This window comes from Kistimonas scapharcae (genome assembly GCF_039540975.1).
Taxonomy (GTDB): Bacteria; Pseudomonadota; Gammaproteobacteria; order Pseudomonadales; family Endozoicomonadaceae; genus Kistimonas; species Kistimonas scapharcae.
Genome location: NZ_BAABFL010000417.1, coordinates 1 through 17,299, shown reverse-complemented (window position 1 = coordinate 17,299; position 17,299 = coordinate 1). Strand labels below are relative to the sequence as shown.

General features: G+C 52.6%; 10 protein-coding genes. 4 read left to right on the top strand and 6 right to left on the bottom strand.

The window, feature by feature from the left end; genetic code table 11:
* Positions 1-264 precede the first annotated feature (264 nt).
* The 4 genes from ABD892_RS16275 to ABD892_RS16260 all read left to right on the top strand — a co-directional run bounded on the left by ABD892_RS16275 (position 265) and on the right by ABD892_RS16260 (position 10,784).
* Complete coding sequence (locus tag ABD892_RS16275; RefSeq protein ID WP_345196973.1) at positions 265-2,451, top strand: type I secretion system permease/ATPase; 2,187 nt, start codon at positions 265-267, stop codon at positions 2,449-2,451.
* Positions 2,448-3,848, top strand: a complete 1,401-nt coding sequence (locus tag ABD892_RS16270; RefSeq protein WP_345196972.1) for an HlyD family type I secretion periplasmic adaptor subunit — start codon at positions 2,448-2,450, stop codon at positions 3,846-3,848. Before ABD892_RS16275 ends, ABD892_RS16270 begins: the two co-directional genes overlap by 4 nt.
* A 132-nt stretch (positions 3,849-3,980) precedes the next feature.
* Positions 3,981-9,257, top strand: a complete 5,277-nt coding sequence (locus ABD892_RS16265) for a hypothetical protein (protein ID WP_345196971.1) — start codon at positions 3,981-3,983, stop codon at positions 9,255-9,257.
* Between the two features lie 102 nt (positions 9,258-9,359).
* A complete protein-coding gene (locus ABD892_RS16260) occupies positions 9,360-10,784 on the top strand; it encodes a TolC family outer membrane protein (RefSeq protein ID WP_345196970.1) in 1,425 nt (474 codons plus the stop codon).
* On the opposite strand, the gene ABD892_RS16255 is transcribed toward ABD892_RS16260, so the two are convergent.
* From ABD892_RS16255 to ABD892_RS16230, 6 genes are all read right to left on the bottom strand, one after another.
* Positions 10,756-11,094: a hypothetical protein gene (locus ABD892_RS16255; protein WP_345196968.1), complete on the bottom strand. Its 339-nt coding sequence runs from the start codon at positions 11,092-11,094 to the stop codon at positions 10,756-10,758. The genes ABD892_RS16260 and ABD892_RS16255 overlap by 29 nt on opposite strands.
* A 111-nt stretch (positions 11,095-11,205) precedes the next feature.
* On the bottom strand, positions 11,206-11,817 hold the full coding sequence (locus ABD892_RS16250) for a hypothetical protein (RefSeq protein ID WP_345196967.1): 612 nt from the start codon (positions 11,815-11,817) through the stop codon (positions 11,206-11,208).
* Complete coding sequence (locus ABD892_RS16245) at positions 11,814-12,494, bottom strand: NUDIX domain-containing protein (protein WP_345196965.1); 681 nt, start codon at positions 12,492-12,494, stop codon at positions 11,814-11,816. Before ABD892_RS16245 ends, ABD892_RS16250 begins: the two co-directional genes overlap by 4 nt.
* Positions 12,448-13,020, bottom strand: a complete 573-nt coding sequence (locus ABD892_RS16240; RefSeq protein ID WP_345196964.1) for an adenylyltransferase/cytidyltransferase family protein — start codon at positions 13,018-13,020, stop codon at positions 12,448-12,450. The genes ABD892_RS16245 and ABD892_RS16240 overlap by 47 nt, the downstream gene beginning before the upstream one ends.
* Before the next feature lie 340 nt (positions 13,021-13,360).
* Positions 13,361-15,583, bottom strand: coding sequence for a LemA family protein (locus tag ABD892_RS16235; protein WP_345196963.1), 2,223 nt, complete (start codon positions 15,581-15,583; stop codon positions 13,361-13,363).
* Positions 15,584-15,706: 123 nt separating this feature from the next.
* A complete protein-coding gene (locus tag ABD892_RS16230) occupies positions 15,707-17,053 on the bottom strand; it encodes a DUF1329 domain-containing protein (protein ID WP_345196961.1) in 1,347 nt (448 codons plus the stop codon).
* Positions 17,054-17,299: the final 246 nt, after the last annotated feature.

Here is a 17,299-nt window from a genome sequence, read left to right as displayed (position 1 = left end):
TTTGTGCAAAAACTGTACTCTGTTGCCAAAAGTACGGCCAGCTTGCTCACATTCCCAAGGTTAAGCGGGATTTAAGGATAAATTGCTGAATGCGTGCTGACGATATGGTTATGTTATGGGGACTCACAACACAGTCACAACGAAGGACATAACCTAATTCCTGAACAGCTGGCACCTTTCGGTCTAATCTTTTTGGAGAGTACAGGCTAATCATGTATAGCGTGTTTAGCCTCAGTGATCTGAGATTGACAGGATGTCACTCACATGGACAGTGCGACAACGAAACAGCGCCATTCTCCAACCATTCCCGGTGAGGGAGCGACTCGACTCGATCCATTGCTTGATTGCCTCGTTATTATCACCCGGTTGTTGGGCCAACCCCGGAGTGCGGAAGTGCTTCGGCAGGGCCTGCCAATAGAAAAGCATTGTTTGAATTGTTCGCTCTTCATCCGTGCTGCTGAGCGAGCGGGGTTTTCCGCACGACTGCTCAAGACACGCCTTCATGACATCTCTCCCCTGGTGACTCCTGTTGTCCTGTTACTCAAAGATGGTCGTGCCTGTGTGATGACGGCGATTGATCGTGGTTGTAAGAAAGCACGGATTATCCTGCCGGAATCGGGAGAGGGAACCCGTGATGTCACCTTTGTGCAGCTTGAGCATGAATATGCCGGGCATGCGTTTTTTATCCGTGAACAATACCGCTATGACGAGCGGGCTGAGGCGAATCTGGCGGTTCGTTCACGGCACTGGTTCTGGGGCACTTTGTCGCGTTCCTGGCGGATTTACCGGGACGTGCTGCTGGCGTCAGCACTGATCAATCTGTTTGCTGTGGTCAGTCCGCTGTTTGTGATGAATGTCTATGACCGTGTCGTGCCGAATAATGCGATTGATACGCTCTGGGTGCTCGCTATTGGTGCGCTCGCGGTGTTCTGCTTCGATACGGTGCTCAAGTTGTTGCGAAGTCACTTTATTGATCTGGCTGGTAAAAAGTCAGACATCATTCTGTCATCTCGCATCTTTTCCCGCGTCATGGGAATGACGATGGCCAACCGACCTCAATCGGTTGGTGCCTTTGCCCGTAAATTACAGGACTTTGAAAGTATTCGTGAATTTATTACGTCATCGACGGTGACGGCACTGGTGGATCTACCTTTTGCGCTGCTGTTGTTGATGGTGATGGGCTTCATTGGCGGCCCGCTGATTATCGTCCCACTGACGGGCATGGCGCTGATTGCCCTCTATGGCCTGATTATTCAACGGCCGTTGGCCAAAACGATTGACAACACGGTTCGGGCATCAGGCCAGAAGAACGCCATGTTGATCGAGAGTCTTTCAGGGCTTGAATCCATTCGGGCGGCGCGGGCCGAGGGAGAACTGCAGGGGCGGTGGGAAAAATGTGTCGGTCATATTGCCCGCTGGAGTGCCCACAGCAAACTGCTGACGGCTTCAACCGGTGTGGTGGTGGGATTTGTCCAGCAGTTGGTGACGGTGGCGCTGATTGTGGCTGGCGTGTACTTGATTATGAAAGGTGAGTTAAGCATGGGCGGGCTGATTGCCTCTGTGATGCTGGCTGGCCGCTGCCTGACGCCCATGGCGCAAATCGCCTCACTCTCGACCCGCTACAACCAGGCGCGTGCTGCGCTGACGGAACTGAATAATGTCATGCAGCAACCACTTGAAAAATCAGAGGAAAAACAGTTTGTCCACAGGGAGCGTCTGCAGGGACAGATCGCGTTTACCCATGTGTCATTCCAGTATCCAAAACAGCAGGGAAAAGCGCTGGATGATGTCAGCTTCTCTATCCGTCCGGGAGAGAAGGTCGGCATTATTGGTCGAAGTGGTTCTGGCAAGACGACGCTGAACCGCCTGTTGCTGGGGTTATATCAATCGGCATCCGGCGCAGTACGGTTTGATGGCCTGGACAGCCGCCAGATTGATCCGTCCGATCTCCGCCGTAACATCGGTACGTTGCTGCAGGACAGCAGTCTGTTTTATGGCAGTGTTCGGGACAACATCACCATGGGCGCCGGATTCGTAGAAGATGCAGCGCTACTGGGAGCGGCTGAAATTGCCGGGGTGATGGATTTCGTCCGGCACCACCCGGAAGGGTTGGAGATGCCGGTCGGTGAGCGGGGCGCCAACCTGTCCGGCGGGCAGCGTCAGTGTGTCGCGTTGGCGCGGGCGTTGATTACTGATCCCCCGATCCTGCTGCTGGATGAACCCTGCACCACGCTGGACAATACCAGTGAATACCTGGTCAGGCAGAGACTCAAGCAATACCTCCAGAGTAAGACGCTCATTATGGTCACGCATAAAGGAACGATGTTGGAGCTGGTCGACCGCTTGATTGTGCTGGATCATGGCAAAGTTATCGCTGATGGGCCGAAACAGCAGGTGCTGCAGTCTTTGGCGGCCTCTGTGCCACCGGCAGCGCAGGAGATCCGGTCATGATGAAAACTCCTGCACGACCGGCTAAAAAATCTCGCAAGCCGGTTCCAAAACACAATACAGGAAACGTTCGAAAGCCCAAGGTGCGTCGGGATTCTGCAGACCTGCAGTTTATGGCGGATATCCGCGCGGCTCAGCTCCAGGATGCGCCAATGGGAGCACGCGCATTGCTGTGGGTAGGATTGGTCGCCGTGCTCTCTGTGCTCATCTGGATGGGGTGGGCGCAACTTGATGAAATTACCCGTGGCAATGGCAAGGTGGTTCCTTCTTCACGGTTGCAGGTGGTACAGAACCTGGAGGGGGGCATACTGGATGTGATCTATGTGTCAGAAGGGGATCAGGTTGAAGTGGGCCAGACCTTGATGCATCTCGATGAAATTCGCTTTTCATCTTCCCTGCAGGAAGCAGAAGTGGAGTATTACAGTATTCTGGCAACGATCGCGAGATTACGGGCAGAAGCAGAGCAGCGAACGCTCATCTTCCCCCGTGCGCTGGATCGCTTTCCGGCTTCCAGGGATCGTGAGCAGGCGCTTTATCGTAGCCGTCGGCAGAGCCTGGAAACCAACTTGACCATTGTTAAGGAGCAGACGGAGCAACAGGAACAGGCGTTGCGCGCCCTGCGAAGCCGTCGCGCTCACCTTCAGAGAAGCTACGAACTCAGTCGCAAGGAGCTGGAGTTGACTCGCCCGATGGCCGAAAAAGGCGTGATCTCCGAAGTGGAACTGATCCAGCTGGAACAGAAGGTGAATGATCTGTTGGCCGAGCTGCGCAATGCCGAGTTGGATATGCCGAGGCTGACCTCAACGCTGGAGGAAAACCGGGCGCGCGAACGGGATGTGTTGCTGGATTTTCAGGCGCAGGCCCGCGAAACATTGCGAGAGAACGAGATCCGGTTGGCACGTATGACAGAATCCCGGAAATCCCTGCGTGACCAGGTGACCCGGCGCCAGGTCAAATCACCGGTCAAGGGTGTCATCAAAAAAATCCATGTGAATACGATTGGCGGTGTCGTGCAGCCGGGCATGGATCTGGTGGAGATTGTTCCGTTGCAGGATCATCTGCTGGTTGAAACCATGATTGCTCCCAAGGACATCGCCTTTCTGAGGATGGGACTGAATGCGGTGGTCAAGCTGACAGCGTATGACTTTGCCATCTACGGCGGTCTCCAGGGAAAAGTCGATCACATCAGCGCGGATACGATTATCAATGAGAAGGGAGAGAGTTTTTATCTGGTTCGCATCCGCACCGATCGTAACTGGCTGGGAACCGCAGAAAAACCCTTGCACATTATTCCCGGCATGGTAGCCAGCGTGGATATCATCACGGGCAAGAAAACCGTGCTCGACTATCTTCTCAAGCCTGTGCTCAGAGCCAAGGCCAACGCACTCACCGAACGCTGAGCCGGACACTGTTCAGCTTTTATCGCCTCCGTCGATCTCTATTGCAATACGCATCAATGGGTCCTGAGCCCGCATTACTATGCAATGCATAGGGGATCAGGCAAAGCCATGCTTCAGGGATCGGGGTGAACGATGGCCAGGCAGATCGAATCCAAGGCCGGTTTTTCCGGCATCATCATGACGGTGGTCGGTGAGCTGAACATGCTGGGTAAGGATGGGGACATCCTGCCACTGGTGCCAGGTGATCGTATTTACCCTGGAGATATGGTTCGAACGGGGCCGGAAAGTCTGGCCAGAATCAAGCTGATGGATGGAGAGATCGTTGAACTCCAGAGCAACAGTCTGTTCAGTGCAGTCCTACCTGATGACAAAATGCCTGAGCCTGATGCCTCGGGAACCGAACCCGCCCCGGTGTGGCAGCCTGCTACACCGCATTCTGCCAAGCCTGTGGCTAAGCAGCCTGTAAAAGAACCTGTCGCGGAGAACCCGTTTCGTGAATGGTGGGAAGAGGAGGATGATCTACATCTGGATGCTGTGCGCTTAGGTATGGATCAGTTTCGTGAGCAGGTTTCACCCAGTGTGCCTCATCCCAGGCTGGCGGATTACAGCGGTCTGACCGGTATCAGTGCAGGAGATGAGCAGGAAAACCTGCTGACAAGCCCACTCTATTTTGATCTCTACAAAGATCAGCCTGCGCCGCCGGTTGTTGTGCCACCTCCGGTTCTTGGAGTAGCGCCACTGGTTTACCTGGACGTTACCAATGGTGTGAATCGTGATTACGCGGTGGCCTTCACGGAAGGGGATGCGGATGAAAGTGTCAGTGCTGCCAGCAATTGGGTGCTTGAAGTGGATGATTATCCCACTGCAGGTGTTGATGAGTTGATGTCCGGCGCCACTGTGACGATCCGGACGCCGTTGACGGGTGACCAGCTAACGGTGAATACCGGAGGCCTGCCATCAGGGATCACCGCCGTACTGAACAGCGGTGGTACACAGGTGACCCTGAGTGGCAGTGCGGTGGCCTCGGACTATGAAGAGGCGTTGAAACAGATCCGCTTTAGCAATACCAATGAAAATCCGGTACCAGGTGCAGATACCAGCCGCGATGTTGAGATCGCTGTGGTGGTAACTGATTCCCGCAGCCAGAGCAGCGAGGAAGCGGTCACGACGGTTACCCTGACGGAAGAGAATGATTTCTCAGTATTGGATCTGTCACTGGCGTTACCTGGTGATGGTTTCAGCGTCAATTTTATCGAGGCGGATGATGCCACCGGGACGCCAGCGGATATCGACAGTGCCGCCGTAGCGTTGGTTGATAACGACATTCAGATTACTGATCTCGACGATACCTTACTGACGTCAGCGGTGATCCAAATTCTCAACGCCAGGGCAGAGGACCAATTACAAAGCATCGGGACGCTCCCGACAGGTATTGTTGCGGGCACTTACTTTTTTGATGCGATTACCGGTGTTGGAACGTTTGTTTTATCAGCGGCCGCTGGCGCCTCTCTGGATGATTTTGAAACGGCATTACAAACCCTGCATTACACCAATACCAGTGATGCACCCGATACAACCGCCAGGACGGTTTCTATTGTTGTGACCGATGAGACTGCGTCTGCAGCGACATTCACCCCCTTTTCCCCACCGGATCTGACCTTGACGCCGCTGATCAACCAGTCCGTTGTTGTGGTACCCGGCGGCACGGCGGTGACAGATCTGACCGATGGCCTGCAGTTCAGTGCAACGGTCGAGATCCTGAATGGCATGACGGACGATGTGCTGGAATTCCCTGCAGGTATCACGCTGCCGAATGACATTACGGCTACCTATGACGCTGACACCTATATCATGACGCTGACATCGCTGACCGGGTCGACACCGGAGCAGTTCCAGACAGCACTGGAGTCGATCCTCTATGCCAGCAATGCGGATGCTGGCAGCTTTGATAATACTGACCGGAATATCCATATCACACTGATCGACAAATCGTTCAGTACCCCGGTGACAACTACGGTAACGGTCATTCCGGTCAATGACCTGCCAGAATCGGCTGACAAGACCCAGGCTATGTTCGAGGATCAGGCGTTGATATTCACGCCGTCAGATACCGTGATTCTCAACGGTTTCACTTTTGGCACCGGTCAGGACACGTTACTGGTGACAGAGCTGCCGACAACGGGGCGGCTCTACATCGAATATGGGACTCACCAGGAAAACATTATTGCCGGTCAGGCCATCAGTAAGACGCTTATCGATAACAACCAGTTCCGCTATGAACCGGCAGGGCATACGGCCTACACCAGCGATTTTAAGTTCAGGCTGCTGGACGATCAGTTGTACCTGCCAACAATCACTACTCTACCCTCGAACTCGGAGACGATTACCTACACAACCACAGAACTGGATTTTGTTGATATCAACGGGGTGACGCAGGAGTTCATGCGCATCACCTCGTTGCCTGCCAATGGCCGTTTGTTCCTGTATGACACAGTCAATGACACGGAAACAGATGTCACGTTGGGCATGTTGATTCACAGGGATGATGTGGACGACACCAACGACCTGCGTTTGCGCTATACCGCCGATGACAGTGGCACGGTGTATCCCGGCTTTACCTATCAGCTGATGGATAACTCGGAAAGCATCAACACGATCACTGTGAGTGAACCGGACTTCCTGTTCACCGATGTGGATGGTGATCGGATTGACCATATCCTGATTGAAACCCTGCCTGATGAAGGCTTGTTATACATGGATTATGGGACATCACAGGTGTCGGTGATTCCCGGCCAGCAGATCAGCCGTACCGAGATCGAGCAGGGTCTGCTGCGCTTTGCACCGGATGCCCATGAAGCCAATATAGGTGCTAACCCGTATGCCAGTTTTACCTTCAAGGTGCATGATGGTACCGGCTATTCGGAGCAGACCCATACCTATACGATCAATGTCACCGCCCTGGTGGATGACCCGGAAAACAATGCAGTCTCACTGACGGCTATTGTTGAAAACAGCGATTTCATTGATGGTACCGGCGCGGATTCGCTTGATAACTGGTCCGGGGAAAATGCATCCGTTGCAGCCGGTGTCGTGACGATTAATCCCGGGGGATTCATTGCCAAGAATGTGCCGGTTGCAACGACTGCACAGAAATATGTCCTGAACTTTGATTACACACCCAATGCTGCCGGTGAAACCTTGACCATTGGCTGGTTTGGAGACCCAAATCTCAGTATTACGCTGGCGGTTGGCGGCTCCGATGGTAATGGCGGCACGATTACAGCCGGAGTCAGCAATGCCATCCGGGTAGTGATGCCGTATGTGGAAGGCAGTTTTGGTGTGTCCCAGCTGCTGTTTACGGTGAACAATACCGGGGCTGGCGCGGTGACGGATGCCTATCAGCTGGATAACGTGCGGATGGTTGCTACGGCGAACGATATCTATACCGGCGCAGATATTCCGGTTGTCATTCCCAGTCTGCTAACCGCGGGTAGAACCACGTTCTTTGATGATATGGATGGCTCTGAAGAACAGGCGGTGATTATCTATGGTCTGGCCAATGGTGCCACTGTCTGGGATGGAAAGGGGAACTCGGCCACGTTCACCGGATCAGATACGTACCCGGGTTCAACCGATTATCTGGAACTGGTGAATGGCACAGGACCCGATGACCAGCCGTGGGATCTTTCCTCGTTGCGTATGACACCGCCAGCGGCGAGTACGGACAACATGGTGTTGACCATCGTGGCCGGCGCCAATGAAGGGGCGACGGATCGAACCACAGACCTGCTGAATCCTCTGCTGGCGATTGCCCAGGACAGTAATGCCGAGGGACAGGTGGGTGAATATACGGTAAACCCTGCGCCCAACGGGCAGCTGGCCGCTTATGCAGAAAACATCCTGGTCACGGTGTCACCGGTGAATATGGTCACTGGTACCAACGGGGATGAAATCATTGATGATGACACCACAAACGATGGCGCTAACCCCAACCCTGTGAATACGACATCCGGTGATGACCTGATCAATACTGGCGGGGGGCTCGATCGCGTGACTGGTGGTGGTGGGAGTGACACGTATATTTTTAATTCCGGCAATCTATCCCGTACCACCATTACGGATTTTGTGATTGGGGGTAATCGGCTGGCTAATCCCGGTGCTGCCACATTACCCGCTTCCCAGGCCTTTGGCTGGACCTTTGATGGCGCGACGGATCTCGATGCCAGTGGTGGGTTTGTCATCAATATTGATGGCACAGATTACACCATTACACAGGCGATGCTGGGGGCTGGAAGTTATAACGATTCGACAACATTTGCTGCAGATCTGAATAGTGCATTAACAACTGCAGGCCTTGGTGCCACAGCCATTGTTTCTGCCGATACTACGACAGTGACGGTGGTCAGTAACAACGTAACGGCATCAGCGAAAATCACAATTTCTCCGGTAGTGGCGTTGGTTCCTGCTTCCCAGGACTTCAATTTTATTTTTGATGGCGTCAATGTACTGGATACCAGCGGCACAACCGATTTTGTCATAACCATTGATGGCACAGATCAAAATATCGCCTTGGCAGCGGACAGTTATACCGATGCCACCACCTTTATGAATGATCTCAATACGGCGTTAACGGGGCTGGGAGCCACTGCCTCAGTGGTAAGCGGTACGACGGTCCGGGTTGCCAGTGATAACAAAGGGACTGGCGGTAGTATTGTGATTGCTGCCAGTGGTTCCGCTGCAACAGCGTTGGCGAATGTGGAGCATGTAGGCAATGATGCGATCATCAGGGATGCAACGGCCTACATCGGCAGTAACTTTGTGGATGGTATTACCGATACCATTGCTGTCAAAGTGGGTGCGACTACGACACAGCTGGATATCGGAAGCACGCCTCCGGCGGATGCAGCAGCTTTGGCGACAGCGATACAGACCGCAGCAGATGCCGCGACGCTTGGCCTGACCGTCACTGAAACCGGCGGTGAAATCACTATCACCCATACGGCTGCAACTGAGAAAGTGGAACTGTCAGTTGCCACCGCACAGGCGCTGGGTGAGATTGATGTTGCCGGTGTGAATAATGTTGACCTTCCCTCGAATCTTGTTGCCAATCCCGCATCAACCAGCCCTGGTGGCGCATCAGAAACCCTCTGGTTCCAGGTCATGGATGCGGATGCGGTCAACAACCTGACTGAGTATTTCGATATCGAAATTATTGATACCAACGGTAATGGCGCGATTGATGCGGGCGATAATCAGTCGGTCATTAAATTCAATAACAACGGTGGAAATGATTTCGGCCATGAAGTGGTGCTCGAAAACATCAATCTGCTGAACTTTGGTACCACCAATGTGGAAATCCTCAATAACCTGATTGCCAACGGCAACATTGTCATTGGTGATGCGCCCTGAGTCTTCGACAGGTCGGCGGTGAAATTTCACCGCTCGACTAAACTTATTGTGATAGCTAACCGATAGCTTATTACTAAGTGTTTCACGATGGTCAGGGACGACATGAACAGAATCGCTGCAAACCGGGGAAGGGGATTATTGTCAGGCGTGGTCGCCGGCCTGCTTCTGGGTGCCGGTTCTGCACAGGCGGTGACGTTGCAGGAAGCGATTGCCCATACCATTGAAACCAACCCGGAAGTGCTGATCGGCCTTAACCGTTTCCGTGCGGGTAAGGAACAGATTGCGGTAGAACGTGCCGGATTTTTACCCAAGATTGATCTTGATGCGTCCTATGGATTGAAAAAGCGGGAATATGATCTGGGTTCCACGGATGAGGATAGCGACGACAAGATCTTTGAAACCGGTTTTTCACTGCAACAAAAACTGTTTGACGGGTATAAAACCAAGTACCGGGTGCAAAGTGCCCGGCACATGAATGACTACCGTTCCATTCTGCTGCGTGAAACCGCTCAGAGTGTCGCGTTAAGAGTCGCTGAAGTTTACCTCAAGGTGCTTCGGGCACAGCAGCTGGTGGAGCTGGCGAGGGAAAACCTGGCGGTTCATGATGAAATCTATGACCAGACCTTCCAGAAAACCGGCAGTGGTCTGGCCCGTAACTCCGACCTGGAACAGATTCGCAGCCGCCGTGCCCGGGCCAGCGCCAACCTGGTGAATGCCATCAATGGTATTTCCAACGCACGCAGTGAATTTTTCAGTATCGCGAATATCAAGCCTAAAAGCCTGGTGATGCCTCAGCTGGACACCTCCCTGTTACCAATGACGCTGGAAGATGCCATGTCTGTGGCGGGTCAGCACAATCCGGCTATCCGGGCCGCAGGCGCTGAGGTACTGGCGATGGAGGCGCGTGCCAAGTCCAGTGAGAGTTATCGCTGGCCGACGGTGAATCTGGAACTCGATAAAACCTGGAATGACACCAACTCTGATATTGATGCCACAGATGGTAAGACGGATGATCTTGGCGTCATGGTAAACCTCTCATACAGTCTCTACAGTGGTGGCGCTAACAGTGCTCTGAAGCGTGAAGCGTTTTACCAGGTCGAAGAGTCGCGTGCCGTACGGGATCTGCAGTTTCGGGAAGTGATGAAAGAAGTGCGTCTCGCGTGGGATGGTTATGTCTATATGGCGGGTCGTATGAATTACCTGAAAGAGCATGTGGAAGCCAGCCGTGAAGTGGCCAGGGAATATCAACAGCAGTTCAGGCTGGGCAAGCGGTCACTGCTGGATCTGCTGGATACGGAAAATGAACTGTTTCAGGCTCAGCAGGATTTTATCGCGGTGGTGCATGATGAGTTATATTCACGGTTCCGCATTCTGAAGAATACGGGCAAGTTGCTTGAAACCTTGAATATCAGCCTGCCCCACACCATGCGCGAACGTCTGGATTATGTGGCAGGCCGGGATCGCTCCAGCGAAGAGGAAGTTCGTGACTGGATCGACTTTACAACAGATCTTCTTCCTGACCTATAAGGCTGACGCTATCCTTGCCACGCATCTTTTCTCGGTAGCCACGGCGGGTCAGGAGCTTTTCCTGGGCGGCGGCCGGGAAATCCGTAAAGCTGATCATATTTTTCTCAATCATCAACTCAATCAGGTCTTCCAGTACCCGGATGAAATCGAGATCAGATGTTTCCATCACCAGCTTGCCGAACTCCATTTTCTTCTCAAGAAAGGCTTTCAGTGCAGGATCCTTTGGATTCACCTGTTGCCACTGATCATTAAGCGGCTTTTCTGATAGCGCGACAATCGCGCCAGTCTCGTCCCTGAGAGCGTAAAGCATGGCTGCCTCCTCCATGTGACGGTAAGAACAATCTGCAATTAAAACGGTTTTGCACAAAAGCCCTTACGTCAAGAATTCATTCTTAAAGCTTAGTTCAAGAATCCTGACTAATTACTGGAATGGGACTCGTTCACCGGACAGGGTTGTCCATGACGGGAGACTGAACCAGCTGTTGCTAGCCTGGGATGCCTGAGCCATCGGGAGTGAATCGAGCAAGGTGGTTATCAGCGTTTGGGCGACATCGCTGATAGGGGCGCCGGGCTGGCCTTCACTGCTGCCGGTCGTTGTCCACAGCGTATTGCCTGAGGAAATATCCAATAATTTCAAGGTGATAGTAACCTGTGGGCGGTTTGCGGCATCCTGCGACCAGTTATCCACAACACCGGTCAGGCCCAACGGTATGCCATGTTGACGAGCCCATTGGCTGGCATTCTTCAGTTTGTGGGCATCTCTGAGTACTTTGGTCTGGTCATCAACCCAGCTCTGTGGCGGATGGTGAGGGTTCGTGACACCGTGCTCCGTGAGCGTGCGGGTCAGCAGGAGTTCAACCTGAATACTGGCCTCTTCGCTGGGAGCGGCTACCGGCAAGACTGTCCACTGGTGATCTACGGGGTAACCTGCCCGGTAGGGATTGCTGCTGCAGCCGGACAAAAACACAGCCAAAAGTAACGCCAGCGTTGTCTGAATTCTGGTGTGTTTGAATGAGTGGATCAGACAATTCATGCGTACTGTTCCCTGAGCGATTGGCGGTTCAGCTGCAGCCACTGCAATGCTATCAATGTGGCCGCGTTGTTGGTTTCACCCCTGGCCATTTTGGCAAAGGCTTCGGTGGCTGGCAGCACATGGACACGAATATCTTCCCCTTCGGTGTCCAATCCGTGAATGCCACCGGCGTTACTGCTGTCTGTCAGACCACAGTAGAGCCAGATGCGTTCACTGCAGGCTCCGGGTGTGGAGAAGTAGTCCGTTATGGGCAGCAGAGTGCTGATGTCACTGCCGGCTTCTTCGATGGCTTCACGGCGGGCGACGGCTTCGGGTGTTTCACCGGCGTCCAGGATACCCGCCACAACTTCCAGCATCCACGCCGGTTCGCCTGCAGCAAACGCACCAACCCGGAATTGTTCAACCAGTATGACTTCGTCTCTTGCCGGGTCGTAAAGCAGTACGCCGGCAGCGGGTGTCCTGATAAAGACTTCCCGTGCCAATGGTTTGCTCCAGCCGCCTTGAAACAGGGTATGTTTGAGATGGTAACGGACAGCGCTGAAGAAACCCTTAAACAGGGTTTCCTCCTTGTTGATAACCACATCATGTGGTGGTTGGGTATTGGTCATGTCATTAATCCAAAGCGGTGCATCATTGACGGGAGGTGCGATACAACCCGTGCACCAGAATCTGATCACGGACTTCCGGCGTCACCAGCAAATCAAGCTCGTGGAGACCGTTGCTGTCATCCGGAGCCATTTCCTGCAGCAACTGTCGAACCTGTGAGCTGCGCGCTGTCACACGTTCATTCGCCGTGAATAATGCCCAGCGAGCCTCAATCTCAGCATAACGGTAGAAACGCTGCCATGTTTCCGGTGCAGCATTGTCGGGGCCGCGAATGAAACTGAGGTTGGCGTCAGGATGCGTGACTTCCAGTGCGACCAGCACGTCAAAGGTATACACCGGTTTCTCTGGCTGTTGATTCAGTAACGCGTTCTCTATCTCGCTGACTTCCAGCGTACAACCGGGCAGCGCAATAGGTTTCGCAAAACACCGGAGCAGGGCCAGTCGCTGCTCAAACGGCAGTGGTTGTTTGCTGAAGGCATGGGCGGCGCTGGGTACCAGAATGATATGATCAAAGTGTCCGGCCGCCTGCTCAAGGACATCCAGGTGCCCGAGTGTCGGGGGATCAAACACAGAACCGAATACGCCAATGTCAGTCATGCGAACAATTATCTTCTGGCTAGGGGAAAGGTGCAGAAAGTGTAACTGAAAATGGGTTCTGGAAGCACTGTCGACGGTCTACAACATGTCTGTGTTCGCAGGGTTGATGGGTGGCTGGGTTTGTTGCGTGGTTGTTTAGGTAGTCGTTGTTAGCGTGAGGGGTATAACTACTGATTTAGTCCTTCGGGAGAAGGCGTATTATTGGCCTCACTTTTTCATTACTTCCTGACTTTTGGTTGGAATACTGTCCTGGCGTCTCTCCCTCCTCCCCCCTCTTTATTGGGCGCCAGGCTTTTTTTTCTCTCCTCTTTTCCCATGAACATTAACCTCATCTGAGTCTTCAGAAAATTCTCTGTTTTTTGTCAAAACCGGCGGTTCTGGCCAGAAACATATCGGGGAAACTGTCCACGCGGGTGTTGTAGAGATTGATGGCATTCAGATAGCCTGAGCGCAGCAGTTCAATCTCATCCTCCAGGTTCCGGATGATGGTCATCAGTTGTTTGATGGATTTATTGCTTTTCAGCTGGGGATATTTTTCACAGACCACTTTGACCTGGCCAAACAGTTGGTGCTCCTGTCCGAGGAATCCCATGATCGCCTGACTGTTTTTCATGGCGTTCATATGCTGTGTGCGCAGAGCGGTGACTTTCTCCATCAGGTCGGCTTCGTGTTTCATCAGGGCCTTGGCCAGTTTCTCGAGGTTTGGCATCAGGTCCTTGCGCTTTTTCAATGCTGTCTGGATGTTGGCGTAGTTACGATCGACACGCTGTTGGAGGAAAACCAGATCGTTGTAATGCAGCGCAATCATGAACAGGAACATGTACAGCGGCGCGACCAGAGCGGACATCAAAATATCCAGCGGAGAAAAACTGCCGGCCTGGGCAAACATTAACAGGGTGCTATACATCAGCCCTGAAAATCCGAAGTTCATCCAGAACAGTCCCCAGCGACCACGGTTCATCATCACTTCTTCTTCGCTGCGGTTGGAAATGATGAAAGGCCATTGTTTGCCTTTTTTCTGCATTCGTACATGGTCACAGCGTTCCCGGTCGACAACGGCCTCGCCAATGGCAAACAGTGGGTCACCCACGCGCAGGCTGAGTTCGGTGTAGCGCAGATCATTGGCGACTATGCGTCGGGTGCGTCGAACATGACGGTGGTCGGTCAGCACTTCTGCAGACTTCGGGTTGATGCGTAGTTCACCGGTTTCATCCTTGCAGGCAAAGATGACTTCATCGGTATCGTGCTCTATGGTGACCCAGCTGCTGTTTTTGCCGGAACTTCTTAGCTCTTCGACCCGGTAGTCATACCAGACACAGTCACAGCTCGTGAGCGGTCCCTGCAGCGCCTCCTCTTTATCCAGGACAACAGTGCCTTTGACTTCCGTAATCCCCGGGACAACACCGGCTGTCTTCTGTGTGGCAATATTTTCTATGATGCGCTTGTGTTTGATGAAACGAATACCACCCCAGGCAAACAGTGATCCCAGTATGAAAGCAAGGATAGCCGCCATGGCCAGCAATCCACTGCGCAGTTGGGTGCTGGGTAACTCTGCGACCAGTTTTTCTGCTTTTGCCTGTTCTTCGGCTGAAACGTTTATGTCCGGTGCTGTGATCGTGATGCCCCAGAGTGGTGCCAGCAGCTTTTCGGGAACTCTCTGAGATTGTTCCTGAGCCTGTAGCCAGGTGGCTGTCAGGTTGATTCGGATTGAGCGCGCGACATCCGGGCTTGCCTGAGCGAGATAGTGTTCAGCGTAGGTTTCCTGCTCTTGTAGGCGCTGGCTGGCATCGACCATGTCCTGCTTGAGCATACTTAAACTGATCTGGGCGAGATAGGTGGACAGCGTCAGCATGACAATCAGCAGATAAATCCACACCCTGTGCAGATTGATCAGAAACGCGATACAGAATATACCGAAGCCCAGCAGGGCTATTCCGCCCCATAGATAGAGAATGCCGTAGGTTCCCAGCTCCTGCTGTTCATAATCCTGATCATAGGTGGAAATAATGGGGCGAAAATTCTTGTTGTCTGGAAAGGTGAGTGAATGTTTCTGTTGATCCGCTTTGATATAACCGAGAACAAACAGGTATTTGTCGGGATCAATTCGCCACTCGGTATAGCGGTGATCACCTTTCACAGTCTGAAAGCTTTCTTCGACAGACCAGTGGATCAGGCTTTTATAACTTTCAGTATTGGCAGTGATTGACCCCGTCGAATCAGTGATCTCAAAATTGACAGTGTCACTGTAATCTTCAACGGTATCCCAGTAAGTATCGCCATCACTATCCCGCTTTTCGATTTCATGCAGGTAGCGATAATAAAGCGTCGGTGTTTTGGTATAGGGGCTCGTTACGGTTCGACCAAGCGATGCTGCCGGACCATAGATATTGACGGCGCCGGGCATTAATGCGCCGATGTCTGCAGGGGGGATACGTTCTATCTGACGTAGGGCCTGCAGTTCATCCAGCCCTTTATTGTTCAGGAAGTGACCTGCGAGAAGGAGAATCGGAGCCAGCAGCAATGCGGCTAATTTAGCCAGAATATGGCGGTATTTATGCAGCACTGACAGACTCTCCCTGTCGTTCTTATAATCAGCGAAAATTCAGAAGTTCTTCCCTAATGATAGAAAAGACTACAAGAGCCATAGCAGGAATAGCAATGGCTCTTGGGGAATCTTCAGGAGAGCTTACTTTCTATTCTCCCTCCGTAATGCGCTAGCAGTAAAGTCTCGAGGGCTGGCTGTTGCAGAAAAGTTATATTCTGATTCCTGGTTACTCAGTCCATCGACGAAATAGCGCTGTCCTTCAAGGTCATAGATTACCTCAAGTGTACTCAGCATCAGTGGTACTTCGTAATAATTGACTGGATGTGCTTCCTGGTAACGAATCAGTTTGTCATTCGTGTCATACAGGTCAACCATCAGGATCTGCCAGCTATCCTCGTCGATATAGAAGCGGCGCTTGGCATAGGCGTGTTTGTACCCTGTGCGCAGTTTGGCATCGACAACCCATACCCTGTGTCGCTCATAACGCAGTAGTTCAGGATTCAGGGTGTGTGGAGTGAGGATGTCACTGTATTGAAGATCATTACCGTGAACCTTATAGCTGTTATAAGGCACCAGCATTTCACGTTTACCCTCCAGCGTCCATTCGTAGCGATCGGGGGCGCCGTTGAACATGTCTGCGGTATCAGCTGTCAGCATACCACTCGTATCTGGCATCAGATCGTTATAGGCCAGCTTTGGCAGGCGGCGAACACGACGTTGGCCTGGTATGTACTGCCAGGCCTTACGGACTGAGGCAATCTGGTCCAAGGGCTCATTCACCAGTAACGCGGTACCGGCAAGACTGGCGGGTGCTGTTACCTGATGTTTGTAATAGAAGAGTTTGTTGTCAATATCGTCTGCTGTATTCCCTTCACGACCATAAACGAAATATACCTGTTTGTTGATTTTTACCAGACTGTGACTGCCGTTGGGATTTACGACGGTACGGTTCGTGGTGGCATCCAGGGTTTCTCCACGGTAGCGGAGAATATGGTTCCAGATGGCTTCCAGACCATCCTTAGGAATGGGGAAGGGAATGCCACTGGCTGCCCCTTGGATGCCATTTCCCCGGTAGGTGAGTTCAGCGCTGGTGGCGTTAGCACGAGTGTCTTGGTAGATGCGATATGGCAATGATGCAGAGCGGCGTGTTGGATAAACCTGTATGCGGTAATCTGGGTACTGGTTTAACAGTGCGATGCTGCCAGCACTGAGAAGATTTTTATAAGTGGTGAGGTTGTCCCGGGTAATCTCGTAGAGAGGTTGGTCGTCCAGGTAAGGATCCGGATGATGTTCCCCAGCTATATAGCCCGGTGGTGGTGTGGTGATACCGCCAGTCCATTCCGGGATAGTACCAGATGCATTACCGGCCCGTTCTGCCCCGACAGGCGTAAGGTTCTGATCCAGTTGTTGCGCAGTCTTGTTGTCAACTGCGGCGTTTGCTCCCCCCATGATGAGCAATCCACACAGCATCAGCGGCAGTGTTTTCATTATTGGTTATCCTCCAGGTACAACCTGTTGTACTGCTTTTTCCTGTAAGAAACTTTTTATTGTATTGGACACTGTAAAACGGCGTTAATTTACCGCGGCAGAGCCAAAAATGCCCGTGTTATTTTGTTGTCAGGGCGCATTGATAGCGTGTGGCTAAGGTGTTTTGGTAAGTACTCAAAAACCGGTACATAAGGCGATTTCACGTTCTGCCGCCTAAGCTCATCCCCATGTTCCCATTACCGCCTG

Bases quoted from the DNA above. Each gene is read 5' to 3' on its own strand.
- ABD892_RS16255 (WP_345196968.1), bottom strand. From the start codon at position 11,094: ATGCTTTACGCTCTCAGGGACGAGACTGGCGCGATTGTCGCGCTATCA.
- ABD892_RS16260 (WP_345196970.1), top strand. From the start codon at position 9,360: ATGAACAGAATCGCTGCAAACCGGGGAAGGGGATTATTGTCAGGCGTG.
- ABD892_RS16265 (WP_345196971.1), top strand. From the start codon at position 3,981: ATGGCCAGGCAGATCGAATCCAAGGCCGGTTTTTCCGGCATCATCATG.
- ABD892_RS16230 (WP_345196961.1), bottom strand. From the start codon at position 17,053: ATGAAAACACTGCCGCTGATGCTGTGTGGATTGCTCATCATGGGGGGA.
- ABD892_RS16275 (WP_345196973.1), top strand. From the start codon at position 265: ATGGACAGTGCGACAACGAAACAGCGCCATTCTCCAACCATTCCCGGT.
- ABD892_RS16240 (WP_345196964.1), bottom strand. From the start codon at position 13,020: ATGACTGACATTGGCGTATTCGGTTCTGTGTTTGATCCCCCGACACTC.
- ABD892_RS16250 (WP_345196967.1), bottom strand. From the start codon at position 11,817: ATGAATTGTCTGATCCACTCATTCAAACACACCAGAATTCAGACAACG.
- ABD892_RS16270 (WP_345196972.1), top strand. From the start codon at position 2,448: ATGATGAAAACTCCTGCACGACCGGCTAAAAAATCTCGCAAGCCGGTT.